The organism is Stenotrophomonas sp. 704A1 (assembly GCF_030549525.1).
GTDB classification, from domain to species: domain Bacteria; phylum Pseudomonadota; class Gammaproteobacteria; order Xanthomonadales; family Xanthomonadaceae; genus Stenotrophomonas; species Stenotrophomonas tuberculopleuritidis.
Genome location: NZ_CP130831.1, coordinates 2215580 through 2241636, shown reverse-complemented (window position 1 = coordinate 2241636; position 26057 = coordinate 2215580). Strand labels below are relative to the sequence as shown.

Genomic DNA, 26057 nt, shown 5'->3' with positions numbered 1-26057 from the left:
TTGAAAAAAGTGGGCTCAGGCTTGCGGCACGATCAGCTTCAGGCCCTTGAAGTAGTCGCGGTAAAACGTATCGTTCCAGGTGATCAGGCCATCGCACTGCAACAGTGCGTGGGCGCCGACCATGAATTCATCCAGGCTGCGGCGGCTGCCGCTGCGCTGGCGGTGACGGCGGTGCATCTCGCCGGCGCGCAGCGCCGACTTGGCTTCCATCGGGTTGAAGTGCACGCCCATTTCTTCCAGCGCTTCGAGCACCTCGGCGCCGCCGCGCAGCGATGCGCAGACCTCGGCCAGGGTCGCGCCACACACCACCACTCGGCCACCGACCAGGCTCTGCCTGAGGATGGCTTCCACGGCATCGGCCTGCGGACCATTGCTGAGCAGCTCAACCAGCACCGGAGAGTCGACGGCGATCATCACGGCTTATTCCTCGTCACGCACCGCACGTACCGCTGCGTCGGACGATTCGAAGCCGTCCAGCGCGAACTTGCCGCGCGCCCGTGAAATGGCATCGTCAACACTCTTGCGCAGGATGATGCGGCTGCCGTCCAGCTCGACCTTCAACAAGGTGCCCTTGGTCAGCCCCAAGGCATCACGTACCGCCTTGGGCAGGGTGATCTGTCCGCGTTCTGCAACAGTGGCTTCCATCGGTAGACCCTCCAGAGTATGCACAAATTATACATACTTCCCCGGGCATACTTCCACCCTGAACAGGACCGGCACCCCGCCAGCCCTTGCCTCGCAAAGGATCGGCCGCAAACGTGACATACGCCATACACCTTCCCCTGTAGTCTGGAACCGATGCCGCAGGCCGGAACCCGGCCCGGATGAATCCATTCAGCCTGGGGTTCATACTGGGACCACCGGGGCCACCAGGCCCGCGGCGACCGCAAGCAGGCCCGCCCATGCGCGGGCCACTGCAAGCCATCCGCAAGAAGGAGTCATCCCGCATGAGCGATTCGTTCTCCACCCGCAGCCAGCTGAATGTCGGCGGCAAGACCTACGACTACTTCAGCCTGCCCACGCTGGGCCAGCGCTTCGACATCTCCCACCTGCCCTATTCGATGAAGATCCTGCTGGAGAACCTGCTCCGGCATGAGGACGACGGTGTTACCGTCGGCAAGGACCACATCGAAGCCGTGGCCCGCTGGAACCCGTCCGCCGAGCCGGATACCGAAATCGCCTTCATGCCGGCGCGCGTGGTCCTGCAGGACTTCACCGGCGTGCCCTGCGTGGTCGACCTGGCCGCGATGCGCGATGCGGTGGTCAAGCTCGGCGGTTCGCCGGAACAGATCAATCCGCAGATCCCGTCCGAGCTGGTGATCGACCACTCGGTGCAGGTGGACGTGTTCGGCAAGCCCGATGCACTCGACCTCAACGGCAAGATCGAGTTCCAGCGCAACCAGGAACGCTACGGCTTCCTGCGCTGGGGCCAGAAGGCCTTCGACAATTTCAAGGTGGTGCCGCCCAACACCGGCATCGTCCATCAGGTGAACCTGGAGAACCTGGCCCGCGTGGTGATGACGGCGGACAAGGACGGCAAGGCGGTGGCCTACCCCGATACCGTGTTCGGTACCGACAGCCATACCACCATGATCAATGGCATCGGTGTGCTCGGCTGGGGCGTGGGCGGCATTGAAGCCGAGGCGGCCATGCTCGGCCAGCCCTCGTCGATGCTGATTCCGCAGGTGGTCGGCTTCAAGCTGACCGGCCGGCTGCCCGAAGGCGCCACCGCCACCGACCTGGTGCTGACCGTCACCCAGATGCTGCGCAAGGCCGGCGTGGTCGGCAAGTTCGTCGAGTTCTACGGCGACGGCCTGCAGCACCTGCCGCTGGCCGACCGCGCCACCATCGGCAACATGGCGCCCGAGTACGGCGCCACCTGCGGCATCTTCCCCATCGATGCCGAATCGCTGAACTACCTGCGCCTGTCCGGCCGCAGCGAAGAGCAGATCGACCTGGTCGAGGCCTATGCCAAGGCACAGGGCCTGTGGCACGACGCCAACAGCCCGCATGCGCAGTACAGCAGCACGCTGGAACTGGACATGGGCACGGTGAAGCCGTCGCTGGCCGGCCCCAAGCGTCCGCAGGACCGCGTGCTGCTGGAAGACGTGCAGAAGAACTACCGCGAAGCCCTGGTCGGCATGACCGCCAACCGTGACAAGCGCAGCGCCGATGTCTCTACCTTCGTCAACGAAGGCGGCGGTGCCGCGGTGGGCAACGAGCAGCTGGCCCGGGGCTATGCGGATATCGAGATCGCAGGCAGCAAGGTCCGCCTGAAGGATGGCGCGGTCGTCATCGCCGCCATCACCTCATGCACCAACACCTCCAACCCGGCGGTGATGATCGGCGCCGGCCTGCTCGCCCGCAATGCAGCGGCGCGTGGCCTGGACCGCAAGCCGTGGGTGAAGACCTCGCTTGGCCCGGGCTCGCGCGTGGTCACCGATTACCTGGAAAAGGCCGGCGTGCTGAAGGAGCTGGAGAAGATCGGCTTCTACGTGGTCGGCTATGGCTGCACCACCTGCATCGGCAACTCCGGCCCGCTTCCCACCGAAGTCAGCGCCGGCATCGCGAGCGGCGACCTGGTGGTGACCTCGGTCCTTTCCGGCAACCGCAACTTCGAGGGCCGCGTGCACCCCGAAGTGAAGATGAACTATCTGGCCAGCCCGCCACTGGTGGTGGCCTACGCCATCGCCGGCACCACCGACATCGACCTGACCACCGAACCGCTCGGGACCGGCAGCGACGGCCAACCGGTGTACCTGCGCGACATCTGGCCGAGCAACAAGGAAATCGGCGACGTCATCGCCGCCACCATCGGCCCGGAGATGTTCAAGCAGAACTACGCCGATGTGTTCAAGGGTGACACCCGCTGGAACACCATCGCCTCGCCGGATGGCAACCTGTATGAGTGGAGCGACGCCTCCACCTACATCAAGAACCCGCCGTACTTCGATGGCATGACGATGCAGACCGGCAGCATCGACGATGTGCACGGCGCACGCGTGATGGGCCTGTTTGGTGATTCGATCACCACCGACCACATCTCCCCGGCCGGCAACATCAAGAAGGATTCGCCGGCGGGCCGTTTCCTGCAGGAACGCGGCGTGCAGCCGGCCGACTTCAACAGCTACGGCAGCCGCCGCGGCAACGATGACGTCATGGTCCGCGGCACCTTCGCCAACATCCGCATCAAGAACCTGATGTTCGGGGGCGAGGAAGGCGGCAACACCCTGTACTACCCGGCCGGCGGTGGCCAGCCGGAGAAGCTGGCGATCTACGATGCGGCGATGAAGTACAAGGCCGACAAGGTGCCGCTGGTGGTGCTGGCCGGCAAGGAGTACGGCACCGGCTCGTCGCGTGACTGGGCGGCCAAGGGCACCCTGCTGCTGGGGGTGAAGGCGGTCATTGCCGAGAGCTTCGAGCGCATCCACCGCTCCAACCTGGTCGGCATGGGCGTGCTGCCGCTGCAGTTCCGCAACGGCGAGAACGCGCAGTCGCTCGGCCTGGACGGCTCGGAAGTGATCGACATCACCGGCCTGAAGGACGGCGCCAGCAAGCGCGCCACGGTCACCGCGACCAAGGCCGACGGGACCAAGAAGACCTTCGAGGTCTCGGTGATGCTGCTGACCCCGAAGGAAGTCGAATACTTCCGTCACGGTGGCCTGCTGCAGTACGTGCTGCGCCAGCTGGCGGCTTGCTGAACCGTCGCGTGACACCCACGGGCGGACGCCCGGCCCCCGCGCCAGCGCGGGGGTGCCACCGGCGCGTGCGGACCTGCCGCGCCTGAACCCGCAACGCCGGGCCTGCAGGCCCGGCCGCTTCACCTGCAGCTCCCTTGCGGCTCCCTGCGGCGAAATTTTCATATTTTTGCCGATTCATGCAATTTTCCCGGTACAGGCGTAAGGTAGCCAAAAGGTTCCCGGAGCCCGCCGATGCTGCACGCCCCCGTCCGATTCGATCCGATCAACGAGCTGACCCGTACCACTGCGTCCTCGGTGAAGGAACACTGGCGCAAGGTCATGCAGGAAGTCCGCGACCAGCGCATGGTGGTGGTCACCAACCACAATGAACCGCAGGCGGTGATCGTCTCCATCGAGCAGTACCGGGCCCTGCAGGCCAAGGTCGAGACGCTGGAGAAATCACTGCAGGAACTGCGTGGCCAGGCCACCGGCCTGGATGCGCTGCGCAGCGGCTTCGACCAGCGCCTGGCCGTGCTGCAGCAGGCCGGCGCCGGCGATGCCGCGCGCGCCCTGCTGCGCCAGCCAGCGCGATTGCAGGGCCAGGTCAAGGCCGGCAGCGGGCACTGATGCCCCGCCCCTTCCTGTACGTGCTTGCCGGCGTCAACGGCGCTGGCAAGAGTTCGATCGGTGGCCACGTGCTGCGCCAGGCCGGGCTGGACTGGTTCAATCCCGATACCTTCGCCCGCGGCCTGCGCGAGCACGCCGGCCTCCCCCAGGCCGAGGCCAACGCACTGGCCTGGCACGAAGGCGTCGGCCGCCTGCGCAGCGCGCTGGAACACGGCCACAACCACGCCTTCGAGACCACCCTGGGCGGGCAATCGATCACCGCACTGCTGCACCACGCCCGACACAGCCATGACGTGCTGATGTGGTTCTGCGGCCTGTCCAGCCCGGAGCAGCACATTGCCCGGGTGCAGTCGCGGGTCCGCGCCGGCGGGCACCCCATCAACGAGGCCGACATCCGCCGCCGCTGGCCGCTTGCGCAGCAGAACCTGATCGGCCTGATGCCGGTGCTGGCGCAGCTGCAGGTCTATGACAACAGCGTGGATGCGGCCCCCGGCGAGCCGATACCGGACCCGCAGCTGCTGCTGCAGATGGAAGGCGGCCGCCTGCACTGGCCGGCCGCCGATGACCTGGCGCAGCTGCAGCGCACGCCGCGCTGGGCGGCCGCCCTGATGGAAGCGGCCCTGCGCAGCGGCTAGCCGTCGCCGCTACGGCACACGCACCCCGTAGATGCGCCACGGCGAGAACACCGTGCCTGCGTCGTACACCAGACCCGCCAGGCCGTGCTCTATCACCGTTTCGCCATCGAGCGCGCCGGTATTGACCACCGTGACCACCATCTCGAACGCTGCATGCGGCGCCTGGCCGATGCGCGAGCACACCACGCCGCGATCTTCGTAATGCACCCGCGGGGTGAAGCCCTCGGCGCATTCGACGGCGATGAAGCGGTAGCCGCGGTCGATATCGCTGCCCGGCGCCAGCGCATGCGCCGCATACGAGACCCGGCCCTGCCCGCCTGGATAGGCAGGCACCCGCACACGGAACTGGCCGACGTCACCCACCGCCAGCACGGGATGATCCACCTGCTGCAGAGGCGGCGGCAGCGGCGACGCGGCAGCGACCACCGCTGCACTCACCAGCATCAGGCAACACGCAATGCGTACCATCGGAAGACTCCTCATGAGACGCATCGAAGAGTGGGACACAACGCCGCCCGGCGTCTTTAGGAATGCGATGAAACCAGGGCGGCACCCGCTGCGGCGGATCGTCGCAGCGGGCGCGCGTGCCACCGGCTACCGGTGCGGCGCGTCCGGGTCGGTGCGCAATGCCTTCAGCAGGCCCCACATGTAGAACGCCAGCGTGAACGAGAACGGCAGGCCGCACAGCACCACGGCGGTCTGCATCGCACTGAAGTTGCCCGCCAGCAGCAGGCCGACACTGGCCACGGTGATGCCCGCCGCCCAGAACACGCGCAGCCAGATCGGCGCGTCATGCCCATCCTCCACGCCGTCGTCGACGCGCCGCGTGCACAGGTTGGCGATCATCAGCGTGCCCGAGTCGACCGGGGTAAGGAACAGCACGAAACCGATCACCACCGCCGCGCCGGCCACATAGGGCGCGGCGGGCAGGTACTCGAGCAGCTTGAACAGCGTCATCGCCGCATCGTGCCGGGCCACCTCGCCCAACACCGCCTGGCCATGGTTCAGCACCAGGTCGATGGCCGTGTTGCCGAAGATCGACAGCCACGCCAGGGTGAAGCCAAGCGGGATCAGCAGCACGCCCATGATGACTTCACGGATGGTGCGGCCGCGGGAGATGCGCGCCACGAACAGGCCCACGAACGGCGCCCAGGCGATCCACCAGGCCCAGTAGAACAGCGTCCACGAGCCGATCCAGGTGCGGCCCTCGGGATCGTTGAGGTACATGTCGAAGCTCTTGCGCACGAACGCGCCGAGGTAGTCGCCGGTGTTCTGCACCAGGCCATCGAGCAGGTGCAGGGTCGGCCCGGTCACCAGCACGAACAGCAGCAGCAGGCACAGCAGCCGCACGTTGAGGTTGGACAGCCAGGCGATGCCCTTCTCCACACCGGCGACCACACCGACCGTGGCCACCGCCATCATCACCAGCACGATCACCACCAGCACCTGCGGCGTGTCGGGCACATGGAACAGATAGACCAGGCCGGACTGCACCACCAGCGCACCGATGCCGAGGTTGGTGACCATCGAGATCAGCGTAGCGAGGATGCCGAAACCATCCACCATGTCGCCGATGCGGCCGTGGATGCGCTCGCCGAAGATCGGATGCAGCGCCGAGCGCAGCGCCAGCGGCAGGTTGCGCCGGTAGGCGAAGTAGCCCAGCGCCACGCCGACCAGCGCGTACAGCGCCCAGCCATGCAGGCCCCAGTGCAGGAAGGTCAGCACCATTGCCTCGCGCCCGGCCGCGACCGTGCCGCCCGGCTGTCCGGGTGGGTTGAGGAAGTGGTCCAGCGGTTCGTAGGCGCCGTAGTACAGCAGCGCGATGCCGATACCGGCCGAGAACAGCATCGACACCCAGGCCACGTAGCCGAAGGCCGGCGATTCCTCGTTGTGACCCAGCCGGATGCGGCCATATGGCGAGAAGGCCAGCCACAGCACGAAGCCCAGGCACAGCACGATCAGCAGCATGTACCACCAGCCGAACGCGGCGGAAACCTCGGCCTGCGCCCATTGCAGCCAGTGCTCGCTGGCATCGGGGTAGAACACGGTCAGGGCGCCGAGGATGCCGATCGAGATCGACGCGCTGAAGAACACGAAACGGTTCAAGCGCAGGGGCGAGCGCTTGGGATGAGCCAGGGCAGACATGGGGTCGTCTCATCAGTCCAGGGGGGCACATGGGCGGGGCCGGACCGGGAACCGGGCCCATGGCGTGGGGGCGCGACGGGCATCGTAGGGTTTATTGATTGAACGTTCAATCAATAAAAAGTATGATGGGGTCCTGCCCGGTCATTCCGGGCTGCATTCATTGGAGGGACGATGCCGAAGAAAGGCGTGGAACCGGTCCGCCGCGAGCAGCTGATCCGGGCCACTTTCCAGACCATCGACGAGATCGGCATGGCCGATGCCACCGTGGCGACCATCGCCCGCAAGGCCGGCCTGTCCAGCGGCATCGTCGCCCACTATTTCGGTGACAAGGACGGCCTGCTCAATGCCGCGATGCGGCAGATCCTGCGTGAGCTCAAGGTCGCCGTGGCCCGCTATCGCGACGCTGCCGGCGACGATCCGCGCGGCCAGCTGCGTGCCATCGTCGATGGCAACTTCGACGACAGCCAGACCAACGGCACCGCCATGCGCGTCTGGCTGACGTTCTGGGCGGCGAGCATGCACCAGCCGGAGCTGGCGCGGTTGCAGCGCGCCAACGACCAGCGCCTGTTCTCCAATCTGTGCCACCAGTTCAACCGCCTGCTGCCCCACCCGCAGGCCCGCCTGGCCGCACGCGGCCTGGCCGCGATGATCGACGGCCTGTGGCTGCGCGGCAGCCTGGTCGGTGGTGACTTCAACGCCGACAAGGCCCGCCGCATCGCCTACGGCTACATCGACTTCCAGTTGCAGGCCGACGCGCTATAAGCGCTTCAGCACCCCGCCCCCTTCCCAGGAGTACGCCCATGACCGCCCTGCCCGTCCAACAGCTCTACATCCACGGCCGCCGCGTCGATGCCACCAGCGGCAAGACCTTCCAGACCGTCAACCCGGCCACCGGCCAGGTGCTGGCACAGGTGCAGATCGCCAGCCAGGCCGACGTCGAGCGCGCGGTGGAAAGTGCCGCCGAAGGCCAGAGGGTGTGGGCGGCGATGACCGCGATGGAGCGCTCGCGCATCCTGCGCCGTGCGGTCGAGATCCTGCGCGGGCGCAACGATGAACTGGCCCATCTGGAAACCCTGGACACCGGCAAGGCGCTGGCCGAAACCACCACCGTGGACATCGTCACCGGCGCCGACGTGCTGGAGTACTACGCCGGCCTGGCCACCGCCATCGAAGGCATCCAGCTGCCGCTGCGCGAGTCCAGCTTCTTCTATACCCGGCGCGAACCGCTGGGCGTGGTGGCCGGCATCGGTGCCTGGAACTACCCGATCCAGATCGCCATGTGGAAGTCGGCGCCGGCGCTGGCCGCCGGCAACGCGATGGTGTTCAAGCCGTCGGAAGTGACGCCGCTGACCGCGATCAAGCTCGCCGAGATCTACACCGAAGCCGGTGTGCCCGACGGCGTGTTCAACGTGGTGCAGGGCCCCGGCCGCGAGATCGGCAACTGGCTCACCGAGCACCCGGTGATCGAGAAGATCTCCTTCACCGGCGGTGTGGCCACCGGCAAGAAGGTCATGGCCAGCGCGGCGTCTTCGTCGCTGAAGGAAGTGACCATGGAACTGGGCGGCAAGTCGCCGCTGGTGATCTGTGACGATGCCGACCTGGACCGCGCCGCCGACATCGCGGTGATGGCCAACTTCTTCAGTTCCGGCCAGGTCTGCACCAACGGCACCCGCGTGTTCGTCCCGCGCAGCATGCTGGCCGCGTTCGAGGCTGCCGTGGTCGAGCGGGTCAAGCGCATCCGCATCGGCGACCCGATGGCCGCCGACACCAACTTCGGCCCGCTCACCAGCTTCCCGCACATGGAGAACGTGTTGCGCTACATCGAGAGCGGCAAGGCCGAAGGCGCCCGCCTGCTGACCGGCGGCGGCCGCGCCACCGAGGGCGCGCTGGCCAACGGTGCCTACGTGCTGCCGACCGTGTTCTCCGACTGCCGCGACGACATGACCATCGTCCGGGAAGAGATCTTCGGGCCGGTGATGAGCATCCTCGCCTACGACGACGAAGACGAAGTGGTGCGCCGTGCCAACGACACCACCTTCGGCCTGGCCGCCGGCGTGGTCAGCCGTGACATCAGCCGCGCCCATCGCATCATCCACCGCCTGGAGGCCGGCATCTGCTGGATCAACACCTGGGGTGAATCGCCGGCCGAGATGCCGGTGGGTGGCTACAAGCAGTCCGGCGTCGGCCGCGAGAACGGCATTTCCACCCTTGGCCACTACACCCGCATCAAGTCGGTGCAGGTCGAGCTGGGCGACTACGCCAGCGTGTTCTGACCGGCGCGCCCCGAGCACGCCCCATCGTCCGGCCACCGCGCCGATCCGACATTCCGCCGGGACGCCTGCATGCAGTGCGCCCCGGCCTGCAGGAGACACCCATGAGCACCCATAACGAGTACGACTACATCATCATCGGCGCCGGTTCGGCCGGCAACGTGCTGGCCACCCGCCTCACCGAAGATGCCGATGTCAGCGTGCTGCTGCTGGAAGCCGGTGGTCCGGACTACCGGCTCGACTTCCGCACCCAGATGCCGGCCGCACTGGCCTTCCCGCTGCAGGGCAAGCGCTACAACTGGGCGTACAAGACCGATCCCGAGCCCTTCATGAACAACCGCCGGATGGACTGCGGGCGCGGCAAGGGCCTGGGCGGTTCGTCGCTGATCAACGGCATGTGCTACATCCGCGGCAACGCGATGGACTACGACCACTGGGCCAGCATGCCGGGCCTGGAAGACTGGACCTACCTGGACTGCCTGCCGTACTTCCGCAAGGCCGAAACCCGTGACATCGGCCCCAACGACTACCACGGTGGCGACGGCCCGCTGCGGGTGACCACGCCGAAGGCCGGCAACAATGAGCTGTTCGCGGCGATGGTCGAAGCCGGCGTGCAGGCCGGCTACCCGCGTACCGACGACCTCAACGGCTACCAGCAGGAAGGCTTCGGCCCGATGGACCGCACGGTGACCCCGAACGGCCGTCGCTCCAGCACCGCCCGCGGCTACCTGGACCTGGCCAAGCCGCGCCCGAACCTGACCATCGTCACCCACGCGCTGACCGACCGCATCCTGTTCTCGGGCAAGCGCGCGGTGGGCGTGCAGTGGCTGCACAACGAGCAGCCGCAGCGCGCCAGCGCCCGCCGCGAAGTGCTGCTGTGTGGCGGCGCCATCGCCTCGCCGCAGATCCTGCAGCGCTCCGGCGTCGGCCCGGCCGACCTGCTGCGCGGCCTGGACATCGACCTGGTGCACCACCTGCCCGGCGTCGGCGCCAACCTGCAGGACCATCTCGAAATGTACCTGCAGTACGAGTGCAAGAAGCCGGTCTCGCTGGCGCCGGCACTCAAGCTGTACAACCAGCCGGCGATCGGCGCGGAGTGGCTGTTCCTGGGCACCGGCATCGGCGCCAGCAACCAGTTCGAGGCCGGCGGCTTCATCCGCAGCGATGCCGAGTTCGACTGGCCGAACCTGCAGTACCACTTCCTGCCGGTGGCGATCAACTACAACGGCTCCAACCCGATCAAGGCGCACAGCTTCCAGATGCATGTGGGTTCGATGCGCTCGCCGAGCCGCGGCCGCATCCACGTGCGCTCCAAGGACCCGCGCGAACATCCCAGCATCCTGTTCAATTACATGTCGCACGATCAGGACTGGCGCGAATTCCGTTCGGCGATCCGGATCACCCGCGAGATCTTCGCGCAGCCGGCGCTGGCGCCGTACAGCGGCCGCGAGATCTCGCCCGGCAGCGCCCTGCAGACCGATGCGCAGATCGACGCGTTCGTGCGCGAGCATGCCGAGACCGCCTACCACCCGTCCTGCTCGAACAAGATGGGCCATGCCGATGATCCGATGGCGGTGGTCGATGGCCAGGGTCGCGTGCACGGGCTGGAAGGCCTGCGCATCGTCGATGCCTCGATCATGCCGCAGGTGGTGACCGGCAACCTCAACGCGCCGACCATCATGATGGCCGAGAAGCTGGCCGACGTGATCCGCGGCCGCACCCCGCTGGCCCGCAGCACCGCGCCGTACTACAAGGCCAACGGTGCGCCGGTGCGCAACAAGGCATAACCCCTTCCACTGCCTGCAACACCCGCCGGGCATGGCCCGGCGCTGCCCCGGGCGCCCTGCCTTCGGTAGCGCCGGGCCATGCCCGGCGGCTTTTGGCGCATATGCCCTACCCGCTGGGTGAACCCCTCTTCGCGTTTTCCCTACGGGACGGTATGCTGCGGTGAGCGGTTCTGGCGGATACTGTCCGCGCCGCACCCATCATTACGATTCCTGGAGGGGGAATATGAGTCTGGATCGTCCCTGGCTGCAGAGCTATCCGAAAGGCGTTCCCGCTGAAATCGACGTCAACGAATTCCATTCGGTGGTCTCGGTCTTCGACGCGTCCGTCGCGAAATTCCGCGACCGTCCCGCCTACTCCAGCTTCGGCAAGGTGCTGACCTACGGCGAAACCGACGCCCTGGTCGAGCAGTTCGCGGCCTACCTGCTGGGCGAGCTGAAGCTCAAGAAGGGCGACCGCGTCGCCCTGATGATGCCCAACTGCCTGCAGTACCCGGTGGCCACCTTCGGCGTGCTGCGTGCCGGCCTGACCGTGGTCAACGTCAACCCGCTGTACACCGCGCGCGAACTCAAGCACCAGCTGATCGACGCCGGCGTCACCGCCCTGGTGGTGGTGGACAACTTCGGTGACACCGTCGAGCAGGTCATCGCCGATACCCCGGTCAGGCAGGTCATCACCACCGGGCTGGGCGACCTGCTCGGCGCCAAGGGCGCGATCGTCAACTTCGTGCTGAAGTACATCAAGAAGATGGTGCCCAACTACCATCTGAAGGGCGCGATCCGCTTCAAGCAGGCGCTGAAGCTGGGCAGCCGCCACACCCTGCCCGCGGTCGAGATCGACCACGACGACGTGGCATTCCTGCAGTACACCGGCGGCACCACCGGCGTGGCCAAGGGCGCGATGCTGACCAACCGCAACCTGATCGCCAACATGCAGCAGGCCTCGGCCTGGATCAGCGCGTCGGGCATCGAGATGGGCAAGGAATGGATCATCACCGCCCTGCCGCTGTACCACATCTTCGCATTGACCGCGAACGGCCTGGTCTTCATGAAGTTCGGTGGCTGCAACCACCTGATCACCAACCCGCGCGACATGAAGGGCTTCGTCAAGGAGCTCAAGTCGGTGCGTTTCACCGCCATGACCGGCGTCAACACGCTGTTCAACGGCCTGCTCAACACGCCCGGCTTCGACACCGTCGACTTCTCGTCGCTGAAGGTCACCCTGGGCGGCGGCATGGCCGTGCAGCGCGCGGTGGCCGAGCGCTGGAAGAAGGTCACCGGCGTCACCCTGGTCGAGGCCTACGGCCTGACCGAAACCTCGCCGGCAGCCTGCATCAACCCGCTCACCCTGGCCGAGTACAACGGCTCGATCGGTCTGCCGATTCCGTCCACCGATGCCTGCATCAAGGACGACAACGGCAACATCCTGCCTCTCGGCGAGGTGGGCGAACTGTGCATCCGCGGGCCGCAGGTCATGAAGGGCTACTGGCAGCGCCCCGAGGAAACCGCCAAGGCGGTGGACGCCGACAACTGGCTGCACACCGGTGACATGGCGAAGATGGACGAGCACGGCTTCTTCTACATCGTCGACCGCAAGAAGGACATGATCCTGGTGTCCGGCTTCAACGTGTACCCGAACGAAGTCGAGGACGTGATCGCGATGATGCCGGGCGTGCTGGAAGTGGCCGCGGTCGGCGTCCCCGACGAGAAGTCCGGTGAAGTGGTGAAGGTGGTCATCGTCAAGAAGGACCCCAACCTGACCGCGGAGATGGTCAAGGAACACGCCCGGGCCAACCTGACCGGCTACAAGCACCCGCGAATCGTAGAATTCCGAAAAGAGCTGCCGAAGACCAACGTCGGCAAGATCCTCCGTCGCGAGCTCCGTGATACGCCCGCCACGTAAGGGTTTCGGCCAGTTTGAACGCAGTCAGGCCCGGGGTGGGAACACCCCGGGCCTTTTCGCATGCGCGGGCCCGGACCCGGTGTAGCATCGCCGCGTGTGTGGACCGTTCGGCCCGCCGGCCACCACCCTACTCTGCGGGCCGCATCGCCGAGGACCCTTCCATGAGTACCATCGAAAAGCTGCCCAGCAGCGGTTCGCCCTATGCCACCATCCGCACCGAGGACAGCGCCGAAGGCGCCGCCCATTGGCTGTTCATGCACGCCGACGCCGCCACCGGGGTACGCCCCTGCTGCCGCAAGGACATGCTGGACGAGATGTGGAGCTACATGAGTGCCATCACCCGCGGCCCGGCCCAGCGCCACAGCGGGCAGCTGCGCCATTTCGTGCTGGCCTCCGACGCCGCCGCCTACAACCTGGGCGGTGACCTGGACCTGTTCACCCGGCTGATCCGCGAGGGCAACCGCGATCTTCTGCTCAACTACGCCCAGCGCTGCGTGGAGGGCGTGCACCACCTGCACACCGGCTTCGGTGGCGACGTCCGCTCGATCGCGCTGATCCAGGGCGACGCACTGGGCGGTGGCCTGGAAATGGCCCTGGCCTGCCATACCATCGTGGCCGAGGAAGGCTGCGGCATGGGCCTGCCGGAAGTGCTGTTCGGCCTGTTCCCGGGCATGGGTGCCTACTCGTTCCTGTGCCGGCGGGTGTCACCGCAGCTGGCCGAGAAGATCATCCTGGACGGCCGCATCTACAGTGCCGAGGAGATGCACGCGATGGGCGTGGTCGACGTGCTGGTGCGCAAAGGCGAAGGCCGCGCGGCGGTCGACGAGATGATCCGCCAGCAGCAGCGCCTGCCGCAGTCGTATCTGGCCATGAACGCCGCGCGCAACCTGGCCCAGGCGGTCAGCTATGACGAACTGCTGGAGATCACCAAGGTCTGGGTCGATTCCGCCCTGGCCCTGGGTGACCGTTCCCTGCGCACCATGGATCGGCTGATCAAGGCCCAGACCCGTCGTGCAAACCTCGACGTGGCCTGACATTCCCCTCCCCCCAGGGTTCAAGCCCGGCTGGCCACCGGGCTTTTTTTATGGGCCGGACCCGGTGGATCCACCCGGGCAACGGCTCAGCGCATCTCGCCGTCGTCGGCGGTACCCCGGGCCTTGCGCTCGGCGCGCGCGTCCAGCGCCTGCCGGCCTTCCTTGATCGCGCCCTGCAGCACTGCCAGGCGCTGCCGCCACTCGGCCTTGAGCTGCCAGTCGGCCATCCGCATCAGCTCGCCGGCCCGGTTGGAGGCGCGTACCAGACCCAGATTGCTGGCCACGCCCTTGATCGCATGCGACTGCTCGCGGAACGCGCCCCAGCGTGCGGCCTCGCCATCGGCTTCGGCCCTGCGCAGGCAGGATTCGGCATCGTCCAGGCACTGGCGGATGAACTCACGTTCAAAGCCCTCGCCCATGCCCAGCGAGGCCAGCTCGTCCAGCACGCTGGTATCGAGCACCCCATCGAGCTGCGTGCTGGTGCGCACGATCGGCGGCGCACTGACCTTGAGCTGGGCGTTGTTGGCGATCTCGGCCAGGGTATCGAGCAGGCGCACGGCGACCACCGGCTTGGCCAGGAACGCATGGGCGCCGGCCTGGGTGCAGCGCTGGATCGCTTCGGGGGTGACATCGGCGCTGAGCACCAGCACCGGCGTGCGCGGACCGCCACCGGCCTGCATCACCCGCAGTTCCTTCAGCATGTCCAGGCCACTCATGCCCGGCATGTGCAGGTCGACGATGGCGTCATCGAACTCGCTCTCGGCCAGGGCATCGAGCACCGCTTCGCCACCATCGACGCACAGCACCTTGTGGCCGGCCTTCTGCAGCAGGCGCTGCAGCACCATGCGGTTGGCCTCGTGGTCGTCGGCCACCAGGATCTGCATGCTGCGCACCCGCGCGCGATGGCGCAGGAACGGATCGGCGAAGGCGATGACGTTGCCGCCGGCGCTGGCCTCCTCGCCCGCGGCCAGGGTCGGCACCGCTCCAGGCACCACCGGCTGCGGCGGCGCGAATGGCAACTCCACCCAGAAGTGGCTGCCCTGCGGCGGGTTGTCCAGGTAACCGATCTCGCCGTCCATCGCCTCGACCAGGCCCTTGGCGATGGTGGTGCCCAGGCCGGTACCTTCATGGCGGCGGGCCATGCTCACGTCGGCCTGCTCGAAGGCCTCGAACAGGCGCGGGCGCATCGCCGCCGGAACGCCGATGCCGGTATCGAGAATGTCAAAGCGCAGGCGCACGCCCCCCTGGGTATCGGCGTGGACCACACCGACGCGGATCTCGACGCGGCCGTGGTCGGTGAACTTGACCGCATTGCCGGCCAGGTTCAGCAGGATCTGGCGCAGGTGGCCCACGTCGCCACGCAGCGTGTGCGGCACGGTCTCGGCCACCTTCACCCGGTAATCCAACCGCTTGGCCTTGGCCTGCGGCAACAGGATCAGGCCGATCGCCTGGATCACCTCGGACACCACGAAATCCTCGGCGACCACGCGCAGCTTGCCGGCTTCGATCGCCGAGATGTCCAGCACCTCCTCGACCAGCGCCAGCAGGCTGCGCGAGGACGCCTGGATGGTATTCACGCACTCGCGCTGCTCGTCATCGAGCCGCGTGGTGGCCAGAACTTCTGTCATGCCATTCAATCCATTGAGTGGGGTGCGGAATTCATGGCTCATGTTGGCCAGGAATCGGCTCTTGGCTTCACTGGCGCGCCGCGCCTCGGCCATTGCTTCGGTCAACTGCCGCAGCAGTGTGGAAAAATACAGGGGTACGGCCGCCAGGCCAAGCCACAGGCCGATCGCCAACCGCGCGTTCTGCTGCCAGTACGGCGTCAGCAGTGCGGTAGTGCCGAAGCTGACCATCGCCATCGCCACCGCGACATACAGGTAGTGGTTGCCGAAGCGCATGCCGTTGCCGACGGTCACCCACATGACCACGATATAGACCCACGACAGCGGCTCGCCCATCTGGATCATGCCGGCCGCGATCAGGCCGTAGTCGGCCAGCATGCCCAGCACGCGCCGGGGATCGGAGCGGCCGGGCCGCCACAGCAGCCAGCCGAACAGCAGCAGCGACAGGCTCAGTCCGGTCAGCACGATCGCCAGCACGCCCACGTACTGCGTGTGCGGCAGATCGTGGCGTGCCGACGGCAGCAGCACGTAGCCCAGGATCAGGCTGATCAGGACGATGCGGACGATCTGCTGGCCATGCTCGCTGTCCTGGCGCTGGGACAGGCGCAGTCGCAGGCGCGACAACAGGCGTTTCACGCGCCCAGCCCCGGCCGCGCCGATGCAGTGGAGTGCTCGGCGCAGATCTGTTCCAGCGACTCGCGTCCACGCAGCAGTGCGTCCACGCAGCGCGGATCGAACAGGCGCCCGCGCTGTGCATACAGATAGGCCAGGGTGGCTTCCATCGTCCACGCTTCCTTGTACGGCCGTGGCGAGATCAACGCATCGAAGACGTCGGCGACCGCCACGATCCGGGCTTCCAGCGGAATGGCGTCGCCCACCAGGCCATCGGGATAGCCACTGCCGTCATAGCGCTCATGGTGACGCAGGGCGATCAGCGCACCGACCTGGATGAACCGGTTCTGGCTGCCACTGAGCAGCTCATGGCCGATCCGCGGATGGCGGCGCATGATCGCCAGCTCTTCGTCGTTGAGCTTGCCCTGCTTGAGCAGCACGGCGTCGGGAATGGCGATCTTGCCCATGTCATGCAGGGGCGCGGCCATCTCGATCAGCTTGACGTCCTCTTCCGGCAGTCCCAGCTGCTCGGCGATCAGCCCGGCCACCCGCGCCATGCGTTCCAGGTAGGCGCTGGTGCCGGCATCACGGAACTCGATTGCCCGGGCCAGCCGCGAAAGCGTTTCGCGTTCGCGCTCTTCCACTTCGTGCATGCTGGCCAGCAGCCGCTGCTCCAGCGACAGCGCACGCTGCTTCACGTTCTCGGTCTGCTGGCGCAGCTGCAGCAGGTTGTAGCAGCGCGCACGCAGTTCGCGCGGACGGATCGGCTTGACCAGGAAATCGATCACGCCCGCTTCCAGCGCGGCCTGGCGGATCGGTTCATCCCCGACCACGGTGATCAGGATCACCGGAATGTCGCGATGCTTGGGCAGCCGGCGGAAGCGGCGGGCGAATTCCAGCCCGTCCATCTCCGGCATGCGGTAATCGAGCAGCAGCAGATCGACCGGATAGGACTCGCACCATGCCAGTGCGGTCAACGGGTCACCGAAGTCACGCACGCTCAGTTCCGGCGCGATGTCTTCAATGACGTGGCGCAGCATCGTTCGTGCGGATGTCTGGTCATCGACGATGACGATGTTCAAGGCGCTCTCTGCCTGGTTTCTCGACCACGCTGGACTCTCAGCCGGCGAGGATACCCCGCCGCTGTGCACGCTGGCACCCTGCATAGGCTCGACTCCCGTCACTCGCTCCCCGGTTCATGATCGTCGTCACAATGTGAAGCGGGTTCTCCACATCGCCGCCCTCCCCTGAACCGATGAAGCCATAGCCGGTGTCAAGACAGTGCAATCACGATACGCCGAGTGCTGGAGGCGTCAATCACGCCGTCTCAATCCGAGACGGCGCGCACATTACGGGGCGAAAGCGCCCGGTTACTGCTCCGGGCGCATGTACGGGAACAGCAGCACATCGCGGATCGAGCTGCTGCCGGTCAGCAGCATCACCAGGCGGTCCACGCCGATGCCGAGGCCGCCGGTCGGTGCCATGCCGTACTCCAGCGCACGGATATAGTCGGCGTCGTAGTGCATGGCCTCGTCGTCGCCGCCTTCCTTCGCCGCCACCTGGGCCTGGAAGCGCTGCGCCTGGTCTTCCGGGTCGTTCAACTCGGAGAAGCCATTGGCCAGTTCCTTGCCGTTGATGAACAGCTCGAAGCGGTCGGTGTAACCCGGATCGTTGTCGTTGGCGCGGGCCAGTGGCGAGACCTCCACCGGATGGTCGGTGATGAAGGTCGGCTGGATCAGGGTGTGCTCGACGGTGGCTTCGAAGATCTCCAGCAGCAGCTTGCCCCAGCCGTAGGACGGCTTGACGCGGATCTTCAGGCGCTCGCAATGGCGCAGCAGCGCCTCGCGGTCGGTGCAGTCGGCCGCGGAGATCTCCGGGTTGTGGTGGCGCACGGCCTCGTCCATGCGCCAGCGGCGGAACGCCGGGCCCAGGTCGATCTTCGCGCCGTCCCACTCCACTTCGGTGCCGCCGTTGACGGTCTGCGCGACATCGCGGATCACGCCTTCGGTCAGGTCCATGATCTCGTTGTACGTGGCATAGGCCTCGTACAGCTCCATCATGGTGAACTCCGGATTGTGGCGGGTGCTGACGCCTTCGTTGCGGAAGTTGCGGTTGATCTCGTAGACGCGCTCCAGGCCACCCACGGTCAGGCGCTTGAGGTACAGCTCCGGCGCCACGCGCAGGTACAGGTCCAGATCCAGCGCATTGTGGTGGGTGGTGAACGGCTTGGCCGCCGCACCGCCGGGGATGTAATGCATCATCGGCGTTTCGACTTCGAGGAAGTCGCGGTTGTCCAGCCACGCACGCATCGCACGGATGATCTTGGAGCGCTTGATGAAGACCGCGCGCGATTCCGGGGTCACGATCAGGTCGACGTAACGCTGGCGGTACCGCTGCTCGACATCGGCCAGGCCATGCCACTTGTCCGGCAGCGGGCGCAGCGACTTGGTCAGCAGGCGGATCGACTCGGCCTTGACCGACAGTTCGCCGGTCTTGGTACGGGTCAGGCCGCCTTCCACGGCGATGATGTCGCCCACGTCCCAGCCCTTGAAGGCGGCGTAGGCATCACCCAGCGCGGTGCCCTGCAGGAACAGCTGGATGCGGCCCGATTCGTCCTGGATCTGGGCGAAGCTGGCCTTGCCCATGATGCGCTTGGCCATCAGCCGGCCGGCCATCTTCACCCGGCGTCCGTTGCCTTCCAGGGCCTCGGCGGTCCAGGTTTCAGCGTCGGCGAATTCTTCCTGCAGGCGGCCGGCGAAGTCCTCGCGACGGAAGTCGTTCGGATACGCGATCCCCTGCCCGCGCAGCGCTTTGAGTTTTTCGCGGCGCTCGGCGATCAACTTGTTCTCGTCGACGGGGGGGGTATCGGTAGCTTCGCTCATGGATCTGCGGGAATCGTGTAGTGAGGGGGAGTCGTGCGCCCGGCGCAGCCGGTTGCCCAGCATACCAAAACCACCCTGCCCCGGCCCCGGCAGCACCGGTAGCGCCGGGCCACGCCCGGCGGTCGGTCTATCCATTCCCGGTGTCCACACGCACCACCGGTAGCGCCGGGCCATGCCCGGCGAAGGTCTATCCGTTCCCGATGGCCACACGCCCCACCGGTAGCGCCGGGCCATGCCCGGCGGTCGGTCGCTATCCGTTCCCGGGGAATGCCTGGCGCAGTTCGTCCACCAGCACCCGCTGGTTCTCCGAATAGTCGATCGGCACCGACACCAGATGCACCCCGCCCTCGCTGAAGGCCGCGTCCAGGGTCGGGATGAACTGCTCGATGGCGGTCACTTCATGGCCCCTGCAGCCATAGGCCTCGGCATACTTCACGAAATCCGGATTGCTGAAGGTCATGCCGTAGTCGGCGAAGCCATCCACCGCCTGCTTCCAGCGGATCATGCCGTAGGCGCCGTCATTGAGGATCAGCACCACCAGGTTCAGGCCCAGGCGCCGCGCGGTCTCCAGCTCCTGGCTGTTCATCATGAAGCCACCATCGCCGCACACTGCCAGCACCCGCCGCTGCGGGTACAGGATCGAGGCCATGATCGCCGATGGCAGGCCCGCGCCCATCGTCGCCAGCGCGTTGTCCAGCAGCAGGGTGTTGGCCACCTGGGTGCGGTAGTTGCGCGCGAACCAGATCTTGTACATGCCGTTGTCCAGCGCCACGATGCCGTCCGGGGGCATCACCTGGCGCACGTCGTGCACCAGCCGCTGCGGCGTGAATGCCGCCTCTTCGGCGCGTGCGCCGATGTGGTCGAGGATGGTCGCGCGCAGCGGCAGCAGCGCATCGGCATGGGCCACCCTGCCCTCGATGCGATCGCCGAGCAGGGTCAGTGACCGGCCGATATCGCCGATCACTTCCACCTGCGGGAAGTACACCTGCTCCACCGCCGCCTGCGAGTAGCCGATATGGATGACGGTGCGGCCGCCCGGGCGCATCACGAACGGCGGCTTCTCGGTCACTTCGTGGCCGATGGTCACGATCACGTCGGCCTGGTCGATGGCCATGTGCACGTAGTCGCGCTCGCTCAACGCCGCCGTGCCCATGTACAGGCCCGAGCCACCGGCCACGGCACCCTTGCCCATCTGCGTGGTGACGAACGGAATGCCGGCGCGCAGCACGAAGGCCGACAGCGCCTCGCTGGACTGCGGCCGCGAGGCGGCCGAGGCGATCACCAGCAACGGCCGCTCGGCCGCGCGGATGATCTCTGCGGCACGGTCCAGCGCTTCCGGACTGGCGATCGGCCGATCCACCGGGTGCGGCGGAATCAATGCTGCGCCTTCGACCTCCATCGCTGCGATGTCCTCCGGCAGCTCCAGCAGCACCGGGCCGGGACGCTCTTCCAGCGCGGTGCGGAAGGCCTCGCGGACCATGGTCGGAATGGTCCGCGCCGAAACGATCTGCCGCGCCGACTTGGTCAACGGTTTCATGGTGCTGACGATGTCGACGATCTGGAACCGGGCCTGCTTGCTGGCCACGATGCCCTTCTGCCCGGTGATCATGATCACCGGCCACGCCCCCAGCAGCGCGTACGCCGCGCCGGTGGTGAAGTTGAGCGCGCCCGGGCCAAGCGTGGCCAGGCACACCCCCGGCCTGCCGGTCAGACGACCATAGGTGGCGGCCATGAACACCGCTGCCTGTTCGTGGCGGGTGATGACAAGTTCGATGCTCGAATGGCGGAGCGACTCGACGACGTCGAGGTTCTCCTCACCGGGGATGCCGAAAATACGCTCGACACCTTCGTTCTCAAGTGCGGCGACGAGCAGGTCTGAACCCTTGGACATGGGAATGCCGTCCTTTTTCGCTGGACTGATGATGGATCGTTGCAGGAAGGATGAGAGCCGCGCGTCAACGCTTGTCGAACCACACGGTCTGCGCGTTGACGAATTCACGGATGCCGAAGTGCGAAAGCTCACGGCCGAAGCCGCTCTTCTTCACCCCGCCGATCGGCACGCGCGGATCGGAGGCGGAGAAACCGTTGACGAACACGCCGCCGGTCTGCAGGCGCCGCGCCAGCACCTTCGCGCGGTCAGCGTCGGCACTCCACAGGTTGCCACTGAGCCCGAACTCGCTCTGGTTGGCCAGTTCCACCGCGTGGTCGGCATCGCGGGCGCGGCTGATCGACGCCACCGGGCCGAAGGTCTCGGTATCGAACGCCTGCATGCCCGGCTCCACGTCGGCCAGCACGGTAGGCGCGTAGAACGCGCCCGGGCGGTCCAGCTGATGACCGCCGACCAGCAGCTGCGCACCCGCGTCGACCGAGGCGCGTACCTGCGCATCCAGCTGCTCCAGCAGGTCCTGGCGCGCCATCGGGCCGATCCGGTTGCCCGCTTCGCGGCCATCACCCACGGTCAGCGCCTGCACCTTCTGGCAGAACTGCGCCACGAAGCGGTCGTACACCGCGTCCTCGACGATGATGCGCTTGCCGGCGATGCAGACCTGCCCGGTGTTCTGGAAGCGCGAGGCCACGGCCGCATCGACGGCGGCGTCCAGGTCGGCATCGGCCAGCACGATGAACGGATCCGAGCCGCCCAGTTCCAGCACCACCTTCTTCAGTGCCTGCCCGGCCTGGGCGGCGATGCTGCGGCCGGCCGCCACGCTGCCGGTCAGGGTCACCGCCGCGATGCGGTCATCGGCGATGGCCGCGCCGGTGCCTTCACGGCTGATGTTGGCAGCGATGAACGTGCCTTCCGGCAGCCCGGCATCGCGCCAGGCCGCATCGAGCAGCTGCGCGGTGCCGACGATGTTCTCGGCCGGCTTCAACAGGAAGCCGTTGCCACCCATCAGGATCGGCACCGCCGCGCGCATCACCTGCCAGTAGGGGAAATTCCACGGCATGATGCCCAGCACCACGCCCAGCGGCAGGTAGGACACGTAGGCCTTGCTGTCGGGCACCTGGGTCGGCTCGTCGCGCAGGAACTGCGCACCGTTGTCGGCGTACCAGTCGCACAGGACGGCGCATTTCTCGATTTCGGCCAGGGATTCGGCCTGGACCTTGCCCATCTCAGCGGTGGCCATCGCCGCCAGGGGCTCGCGGTCGCGGCGCAGCACCGCGGCCATCGCACGCAGTACGTCCGCACGCTGCTCCAGGCTGCTGGCACTCCAGGCAGCAAAGCCGGCCTGGCCGCGGGCCAGGATGGCGTCCAGGTCGGCGGCGCTGGCGAAAGGATGGCTGGCGATCTGCTCGCCGGTGGCCGGATTGCGGGAAATGGCGGTGGTGGGGGCAGCGGACATGCAGGTCTCCTGGTGTCTCGACAACGGGCGGGGGCCCGTGTCCTGCACAGGAATGTGGACCTGTTCGATGGCAGCAACAAGGCGTCTGCTTATCCTGTGACCTGCACTTACCTGCCTGAATGGGGTTATCAGCGGGGCTGCGCCCTGGGTACGCGCCAGCTCCCGGACCCCCGCCGCTTCGCGGCCGCCCCCTGACTCAGGGGGCTCTGCCCCAGACGCACGTCGGTCGCCACAACGGACTTGCGGCGTCCCCGCACTCCGACACCGCCCCGCCAAGCTACGGATAGCTCGCTGTTGCTGTTGCTGTTGCCGTTGCTTCGGCTTGAAGCAGCTGCAGGGCTGCAAGCCCTGCCGGACACCCTCTACTTCCGCGGCAGGTAGGTCACCAGGGAAAGATCGTGCCGGCTCTCCGGGACCAGCGCCACATACTGCAGGTCCAGCAACCCGCGCGTGGGATGGTTCAGCTTCTTCGCGCCCTCGTCGAAACGGCGCACGTCGTGCTCCGGCCACCACCGCCGGAACTCCTCGCTGTGCGCCGAAATATCCTCGGCCAGCGCCAGGAACGGCGTCTTGTCCGGCGCCTGCGCCATCGCCGCGCGGAAGCCGGCCAGCAGGCCGCGGGTCATTTCTTCCCAGTTGAGGATCAGGGTGCGATACGGCGGGTACAGGAACATCAACCGCAGCGTGTTGCGCTCATGCGGGGCCAGCTGGCGGTAGTCCACGAACAGCTCGGCAATGGCCGGGTTCCAGGCCAGGATGTCGTAGCGGGTATTGCGCACGTACGCCGGGATCGGCTGCATCGCGTCGACCAGCTGGCGCAACCCCTCGGTGACCGTCTCGTCGGGAGACTCCAGCGGCACCCCGTAGCCGGACAACGCGAACGCATACGCGCGCTCGTCGTCGCTCATGCGCAGCACCTGCGCCAGGCGCTCCAGCACTTCGGGCGAGGCGCGCACTTCGCGGCCCTGCTCGATCCAGGTATACCAGCTGACGCTGACCCCGATCGCCAGCGCGACTTCTTCCCGCTTCAGGCCCGGGGTACGCCGGCGCCCGGCCGGAAGGCCGAGCGTTGCAGGGTCGACACGGGCGCGGCAGGCTTTCAGGAAGCCGCCCAGTTCCTTGCGTTCACTTTCGCTGCGCATCATCGATACCGCCGTACCCGTCGTAGCGTCGAGCCATGCTCGACGCATCTGCTACCGCGCGAACAGCAGCCGAGCATGGCTATTTCCGGTCGTCCTGACCGGCACCCTGCGGGCCGTCGCGGGCGACGTTGGCAGCGGCTCCTGCCGCTGCCTTCGGCTCTACAGAAAGCCGGTTCAGCCACCCTCGGCGTTACGCACGAGGGCGATGATATCCGCGCAGGCGCGCCGATCAGGCATCGATGCGCTTGGAGCCCACGGCCAGGCCGGCCTTCAGGCTGGCCTCGACGAACTCGTCCAGGTCGCCGTCGAGCACCTTCTGCGTATCCGAACGCTCGATGCCGGTACGCAGGTCCTTGATACGGCTCTGGTCCAGCACGTAGTTGCGGATCTGGCTGCCCCAGCCGATGTCGGACTTGGTGGCTTCCACGGCGTCCTTCTCGGCGTTGCGCTTCTGGATCTCCAGCTCGTACAGCTTGGCGGCCAGCATCTTCATCGCGTTGTCGCGGTTCTGGTGCTGGCTGCGGCCGGTCTGGCACGCCACCACGATGTTGGTCGGGATGTGGGTGATGCGCACCGCCGACTCGGTCTTGTTGACGTGCTGGCCACCGGCACCGGACGAACGGTACACGTCGGTACGCAGGTCGGCCGGATTGATGGTGATGTCGATGTTGTCATCGATCTCCGGCGACACGAACACCGAGGTGAAGCTGGTGTGGCGGCGGTTGTCCGAGTCGAACGGCGACTTGCGCACCAGGCGGTGCACGCCGGTCTCGGTCTTCAGCCAGCCGTAGGCATAGTCGCCTTCCACGCGCAGCGTGGCCGACTTGATGCCGGCGACGTCGCCTCCGGAGACTTCCATCAGCTCGGTCTTCCAGCCGCGCGATTCGCACCAGCGCAGGTACATGCGCAGCAGGATCTCGGCCCAGTCCTGGGCCTCGGTGCCACCGGCGCCGGCCTGGATGTCGACGAACGCCGCGGCATTGTCCATCTCACCGGAGAACATGCGCTGGAACTCCAGCTTCTCCACATGCGCCTGGTGCTTGTCGAGGTCGGCGACCACGGCCAGCGCGGTGTCCTCGTCCTGTTCGGACTCGGCCAGTTCCAGCAGTTCGGTCGCGTCGTTCAGGCCATCGAGCACCGAGGCGATGCCGCCCACGGTCTTTTCCAGGCTGGAACGCTCGCGGCCCAGGTTCTGCGCGTACTCGGCGTTGTTCCAGACGTCGGGGCTTTCCAGCTCCCGCGTTACTTCTTCAAGACGCTCTTTCTTGGCGTCGTAGTCAAAGATACCCCCGAAGCGACAGCACGCGATCGGTCAGATCGGTGATGCGCTGGCGGACAGGATTCAGTTCGATCATGTCGGCGGTTATGCATTCAAAAGATGACTGCCAATGATAGCGCAGGCCGGCGGGGCCCGGAATGAGGGGCGTTCAGGGCCCCGCACCCAGTGCCTGCCGCAGCAACGGCAGCTGGCGCCGGCTGCAGGGCACCTTCGCCCCGTCGGCCATGTGCAGCAGGGCCTCGCCGCCGTCCAGCGGCTCGATCGAGCGCAACTGGCTGCGATTGATCAGCCAGCTGCGGTGCGGGCGCAGGAATTGGCCCGGGTCCAGCCGCTGCTCGAGCACGGCCATGGTGATCCGCAGCGGATAGTCATGTCCGCGTACCCGCAGGTTCACGTAGTTGCCCGCCGCCTGGGCGTACTCCACGTCCGCGGTGGCGACCAGGAACTCCTTGCCCAGCTTGCGCACCAGGAAGTGCTGGGGGCGCTCGACCGGCTCCACCGGCGGACCGATATCGGGCTCGGCCAGCAGGCTTGCCTCACCCTGCCTGCGCCGGCCGAACCAGCTGGCGAAATGCTCCAGTGCGACGAACATCGCGAAGGTGCGCACATCCTTCAGGTACTCGTAGGCCAAGCGCTCGATCCAGCCGGCATCGTCCTGGTACCGGTAGCCCAGCGACGCATAGGCCAGATGCCGCACCAGCATCATGCCCACCACATGCAGCAGCGACCAGCCCACGCTGGCCAGCAGGTACAGCGGCAACCGCCGCTTCCAGGTATCGGCATGCAGCGGCCAGCGCTCGCAGCCCCACCACAGCAGCGGCAGGGTCAACACGATCAGGCTGAGGCTGCTGAACTCCCAGATCATCGGCTCCCACAGGCCGAGATCGGCGCCGCGGCGACTGGCATCCATCACCTCGACCAACGCGTTGGTCACGGCCGAGGCCGACAGGATCGCCGTCCATACCAACAGCCGGGTCGAGGTACGCCAGCGCGGCGGGCGGCCCTGGGTCATTGCGGCATCCATCTCGTTGCGGTGCTCCAGCCTGCCTCAAGCTGCCGAGCGTAGCCGCTCCATTGGTCCCACCACGCCCGCCATTG

General features: G+C 66.9%; 20 protein-coding genes. 8 read left to right on the top strand and 12 right to left on the bottom strand.

What is annotated here, in order from left to right; all coding sequences use genetic code 11:
* Nucleotides 1-15 precede the first annotated feature (15 nt).
* A complete protein-coding gene (locus Q5Z10_RS10600; protein ID WP_008267153.1) occupies nucleotides 16-414 on the bottom strand; it encodes a type II toxin-antitoxin system VapC family toxin in 399 nt (132 codons plus the stop codon).
* 6 nt (nucleotides 415-420) lie between these two features.
* Nucleotides 421-645, bottom strand: coding sequence for an AbrB/MazE/SpoVT family DNA-binding domain-containing protein (locus Q5Z10_RS10595; RefSeq protein WP_005409505.1), 225 nt, complete (start codon nucleotides 643-645; stop codon nucleotides 421-423).
* 302 nt (nucleotides 646-947) lie between these two features.
* Here Q5Z10_RS10595 and acnA point away from each other — a divergent pair, with 302 nt between their 5' ends.
* From acnA to Q5Z10_RS10580, 3 genes are all read left to right on the top strand, one after another.
* Nucleotides 948-3701: an aconitate hydratase AcnA gene (gene acnA / locus Q5Z10_RS10590; RefSeq protein WP_303639038.1), complete on the top strand. Its 2754-nt coding sequence runs from the start codon at nucleotides 948-950 to the stop codon at nucleotides 3699-3701.
* Between the two features lie 231 nt (nucleotides 3702-3932).
* Complete coding sequence (locus Q5Z10_RS10585) at nucleotides 3933-4307, top strand: type II toxin-antitoxin system Phd/YefM family antitoxin (RefSeq protein ID WP_303639037.1); 375 nt, start codon at nucleotides 3933-3935, stop codon at nucleotides 4305-4307.
* Nucleotides 4307-4942, top strand: a complete 636-nt coding sequence (locus Q5Z10_RS10580) for an ATPase (protein WP_303639036.1) — start codon at nucleotides 4307-4309, stop codon at nucleotides 4940-4942. The genes Q5Z10_RS10585 and Q5Z10_RS10580 overlap by 1 nt, the downstream gene beginning before the upstream one ends.
* A 9-nt stretch (nucleotides 4943-4951) precedes the next feature.
* Here the strand turns inward: Q5Z10_RS10580 and Q5Z10_RS10575 are convergent, their stop codons facing one another.
* Together Q5Z10_RS10575 and Q5Z10_RS10570 are read right to left on the bottom strand one after the other, a co-directional pair.
* Nucleotides 4952-5410 carry a hypothetical protein gene (locus Q5Z10_RS10575; RefSeq protein WP_303639035.1) on the bottom strand — a complete coding sequence of 153 codons (459 nt, stop codon included), beginning with the start codon at nucleotides 5408-5410 and terminating at the stop codon, nucleotides 4952-4954.
* Nucleotides 5411-5536: 126 nt separating this feature from the next.
* Nucleotides 5537-7087 (bottom strand): BCCT family transporter, encoded by a 1551-nt coding sequence (locus Q5Z10_RS10570; protein WP_303639034.1) that lies wholly within the window; start codon nucleotides 7085-7087, stop codon nucleotides 5537-5539.
* A 171-nt stretch (nucleotides 7088-7258) separates the two neighbouring features.
* On the opposite strand from Q5Z10_RS10570, the gene betI reads away from it, so the two are divergent.
* The 5 genes from betI to Q5Z10_RS10545 all read left to right on the top strand — a co-directional run bounded on the left by betI (nucleotide 7259) and on the right by Q5Z10_RS10545 (nucleotide 14078).
* Entirely contained in the window at nucleotides 7259-7849 is a 591-nt protein-coding gene (gene betI, locus Q5Z10_RS10565) for a transcriptional regulator BetI (protein ID WP_303639033.1), read from the top strand.
* Between the two features lie 38 nt (nucleotides 7850-7887).
* The gene (gene betB / locus Q5Z10_RS10560; protein ID WP_303639032.1) at nucleotides 7888-9360 is read left to right on the top strand and encodes a betaine-aldehyde dehydrogenase; all 1473 of its coding nucleotides are present in this window, start codon (nucleotides 7888-7890) and stop codon (nucleotides 9358-9360) included.
* A gap of 101 nt (nucleotides 9361-9461) precedes the next feature.
* Nucleotides 9462-11144, top strand: coding sequence for a choline dehydrogenase (betA, locus tag Q5Z10_RS10555; protein WP_303639031.1), 1683 nt, complete (start codon nucleotides 9462-9464; stop codon nucleotides 11142-11144).
* A gap of 223 nt (nucleotides 11145-11367) precedes the next feature.
* Complete coding sequence (locus Q5Z10_RS10550; protein WP_303639030.1) at nucleotides 11368-13044, top strand: long-chain fatty acid--CoA ligase; 1677 nt, start codon at nucleotides 11368-11370, stop codon at nucleotides 13042-13044.
* A gap of 161 nt (nucleotides 13045-13205) precedes the next feature.
* A complete protein-coding gene (locus Q5Z10_RS10545) occupies nucleotides 13206-14078 on the top strand; it encodes a crotonase/enoyl-CoA hydratase family protein (protein WP_303639029.1) in 873 nt (290 codons plus the stop codon).
* Nucleotides 14079-14164: 86 nt separating this feature from the next.
* On the opposite strand, the gene Q5Z10_RS10540 is transcribed toward Q5Z10_RS10545, so the two are convergent.
* The 8 genes from Q5Z10_RS10540 to Q5Z10_RS10505 all read right to left on the bottom strand — a co-directional run bounded on the left by Q5Z10_RS10540 (nucleotide 14165) and on the right by Q5Z10_RS10505 (nucleotide 25971).
* Nucleotides 14165-16339, bottom strand: a complete 2175-nt coding sequence (locus Q5Z10_RS10540; protein ID WP_303639028.1) for a response regulator — start codon at nucleotides 16337-16339, stop codon at nucleotides 14165-14167.
* On the bottom strand, nucleotides 16336-17481 hold the full coding sequence (rpfG, locus tag Q5Z10_RS10535; RefSeq protein WP_303639027.1) for a cyclic di-GMP phosphodiesterase response regulator RpfG: 1146 nt from the start codon (nucleotides 17479-17481) through the stop codon (nucleotides 16336-16338). The genes Q5Z10_RS10540 and rpfG overlap by 4 nt, the downstream gene beginning before the upstream one ends.
* Before the next feature lie 204 nt (nucleotides 17482-17685).
* Entirely contained in the window at nucleotides 17686-19197 is a 1512-nt protein-coding gene (gene lysS, locus Q5Z10_RS10530) for a lysine--tRNA ligase (RefSeq protein WP_303639026.1), read from the bottom strand.
* 250 nt (nucleotides 19198-19447) lie between these two features.
* A complete protein-coding gene (locus tag Q5Z10_RS10525) occupies nucleotides 19448-21088 on the bottom strand; it encodes an acetolactate synthase large subunit (RefSeq protein ID WP_303639025.1) in 1641 nt (546 codons plus the stop codon).
* A gap of 64 nt (nucleotides 21089-21152) precedes the next feature.
* The gene (locus Q5Z10_RS10520; protein WP_303639024.1) at nucleotides 21153-22538 is read right to left on the bottom strand and encodes an NAD-dependent succinate-semialdehyde dehydrogenase; all 1386 of its coding nucleotides are present in this window, start codon (nucleotides 22536-22538) and stop codon (nucleotides 21153-21155) included.
* Nucleotides 22539-22900: 362 nt separating this feature from the next.
* Nucleotides 22901-23683, bottom strand: a complete 783-nt coding sequence (locus Q5Z10_RS10515) for a helix-turn-helix transcriptional regulator (RefSeq protein ID WP_303639023.1) — start codon at nucleotides 23681-23683, stop codon at nucleotides 22901-22903.
* A gap of 226 nt (nucleotides 23684-23909) precedes the next feature.
* Nucleotides 23910-25035, bottom strand: a protein-coding gene (gene prfB / locus Q5Z10_RS10510) for a peptide chain release factor 2 (protein ID WP_303639022.1) whose coding sequence is annotated in 2 segments (ribosomal slippage) — nucleotides 23910-24959 and nucleotides 24961-25035 — 1125 coding nt in all. Because the reading frame shifts where the segments join, the coding sequence is not laid out codon by codon here.
* A 72-nt stretch (nucleotides 25036-25107) separates the two neighbouring features.
* Nucleotides 25108-25971, bottom strand: a complete 864-nt coding sequence (locus tag Q5Z10_RS10505) for a LytTR family DNA-binding domain-containing protein (protein ID WP_303639021.1) — start codon at nucleotides 25969-25971, stop codon at nucleotides 25108-25110.
* Nucleotides 25972-26057 lie beyond the last annotated feature (86 nt).

Excerpts from the sequence above, each read along its gene's own strand:
- Q5Z10_RS10600 (WP_008267153.1), bottom strand. The coding sequence starts at position 414 with ATGATCGCCGTCGACTCTCCGGTGCTGGTTGAGCTGCTCAGCAATGGT.
- Q5Z10_RS10550 (WP_303639030.1), top strand. The coding sequence starts at position 11,368 with ATGAGTCTGGATCGTCCCTGGCTGCAGAGCTATCCGAAAGGCGTTCCC.
- betA (WP_303639031.1), top strand. The coding sequence starts at position 9,462 with ATGAGCACCCATAACGAGTACGACTACATCATCATCGGCGCCGGTTCG.
- rpfG (WP_303639027.1), bottom strand. The coding sequence starts at position 17,481 with ATGCAGGGTGCCAGCGTGCACAGCGGCGGGGTATCCTCGCCGGCTGAG.
- Q5Z10_RS10525 (WP_303639025.1), bottom strand. The coding sequence starts at position 21,088 with ATGTCCAAGGGTTCAGACCTGCTCGTCGCCGCACTTGAGAACGAAGGT.
- betI (WP_303639033.1), top strand. The coding sequence starts at position 7,259 with ATGCCGAAGAAAGGCGTGGAACCGGTCCGCCGCGAGCAGCTGATCCGG.
- Q5Z10_RS10585 (WP_303639037.1), top strand. The coding sequence starts at position 3,933 with ATGCTGCACGCCCCCGTCCGATTCGATCCGATCAACGAGCTGACCCGT.
- Q5Z10_RS10520 (WP_303639024.1), bottom strand. The coding sequence starts at position 22,538 with ATGTCCGCTGCCCCCACCACCGCCATTTCCCGCAATCCGGCCACCGGC.
- Q5Z10_RS10580 (WP_303639036.1), top strand. The coding sequence starts at position 4,307 with ATGCCCCGCCCCTTCCTGTACGTGCTTGCCGGCGTCAACGGCGCTGGC.
- lysS (WP_303639026.1), bottom strand. The coding sequence starts at position 19,197 with ATGAGCGAAGCTACCGATACCCCCCCCGTCGACGAGAACAAGTTGATC.
- betB (WP_303639032.1), top strand. The coding sequence starts at position 7,888 with ATGACCGCCCTGCCCGTCCAACAGCTCTACATCCACGGCCGCCGCGTC.
- Q5Z10_RS10595 (WP_005409505.1), bottom strand. The coding sequence starts at position 645 with ATGGAAGCCACTGTTGCAGAACGCGGACAGATCACCCTGCCCAAGGCG.
- Q5Z10_RS10545 (WP_303639029.1), top strand. The coding sequence starts at position 13,206 with ATGAGTACCATCGAAAAGCTGCCCAGCAGCGGTTCGCCCTATGCCACC.
- Q5Z10_RS10505 (WP_303639021.1), bottom strand. The coding sequence starts at position 25,971 with ATGACCCAGGGCCGCCCGCCGCGCTGGCGTACCTCGACCCGGCTGTTG.
- Q5Z10_RS10570 (WP_303639034.1), bottom strand. The coding sequence starts at position 7,087 with ATGTCTGCCCTGGCTCATCCCAAGCGCTCGCCCCTGCGCTTGAACCGT.
- acnA (WP_303639038.1), top strand. The coding sequence starts at position 948 with ATGAGCGATTCGTTCTCCACCCGCAGCCAGCTGAATGTCGGCGGCAAG.
- Q5Z10_RS10575 (WP_303639035.1), bottom strand. The coding sequence starts at position 5,410 with ATGGTACGCATTGCGTGTTGCCTGATGCTGGTGAGTGCAGCGGTGGTC.
- Q5Z10_RS10515 (WP_303639023.1), bottom strand. The coding sequence starts at position 23,683 with ATGATGCGCAGCGAAAGTGAACGCAAGGAACTGGGCGGCTTCCTGAAA.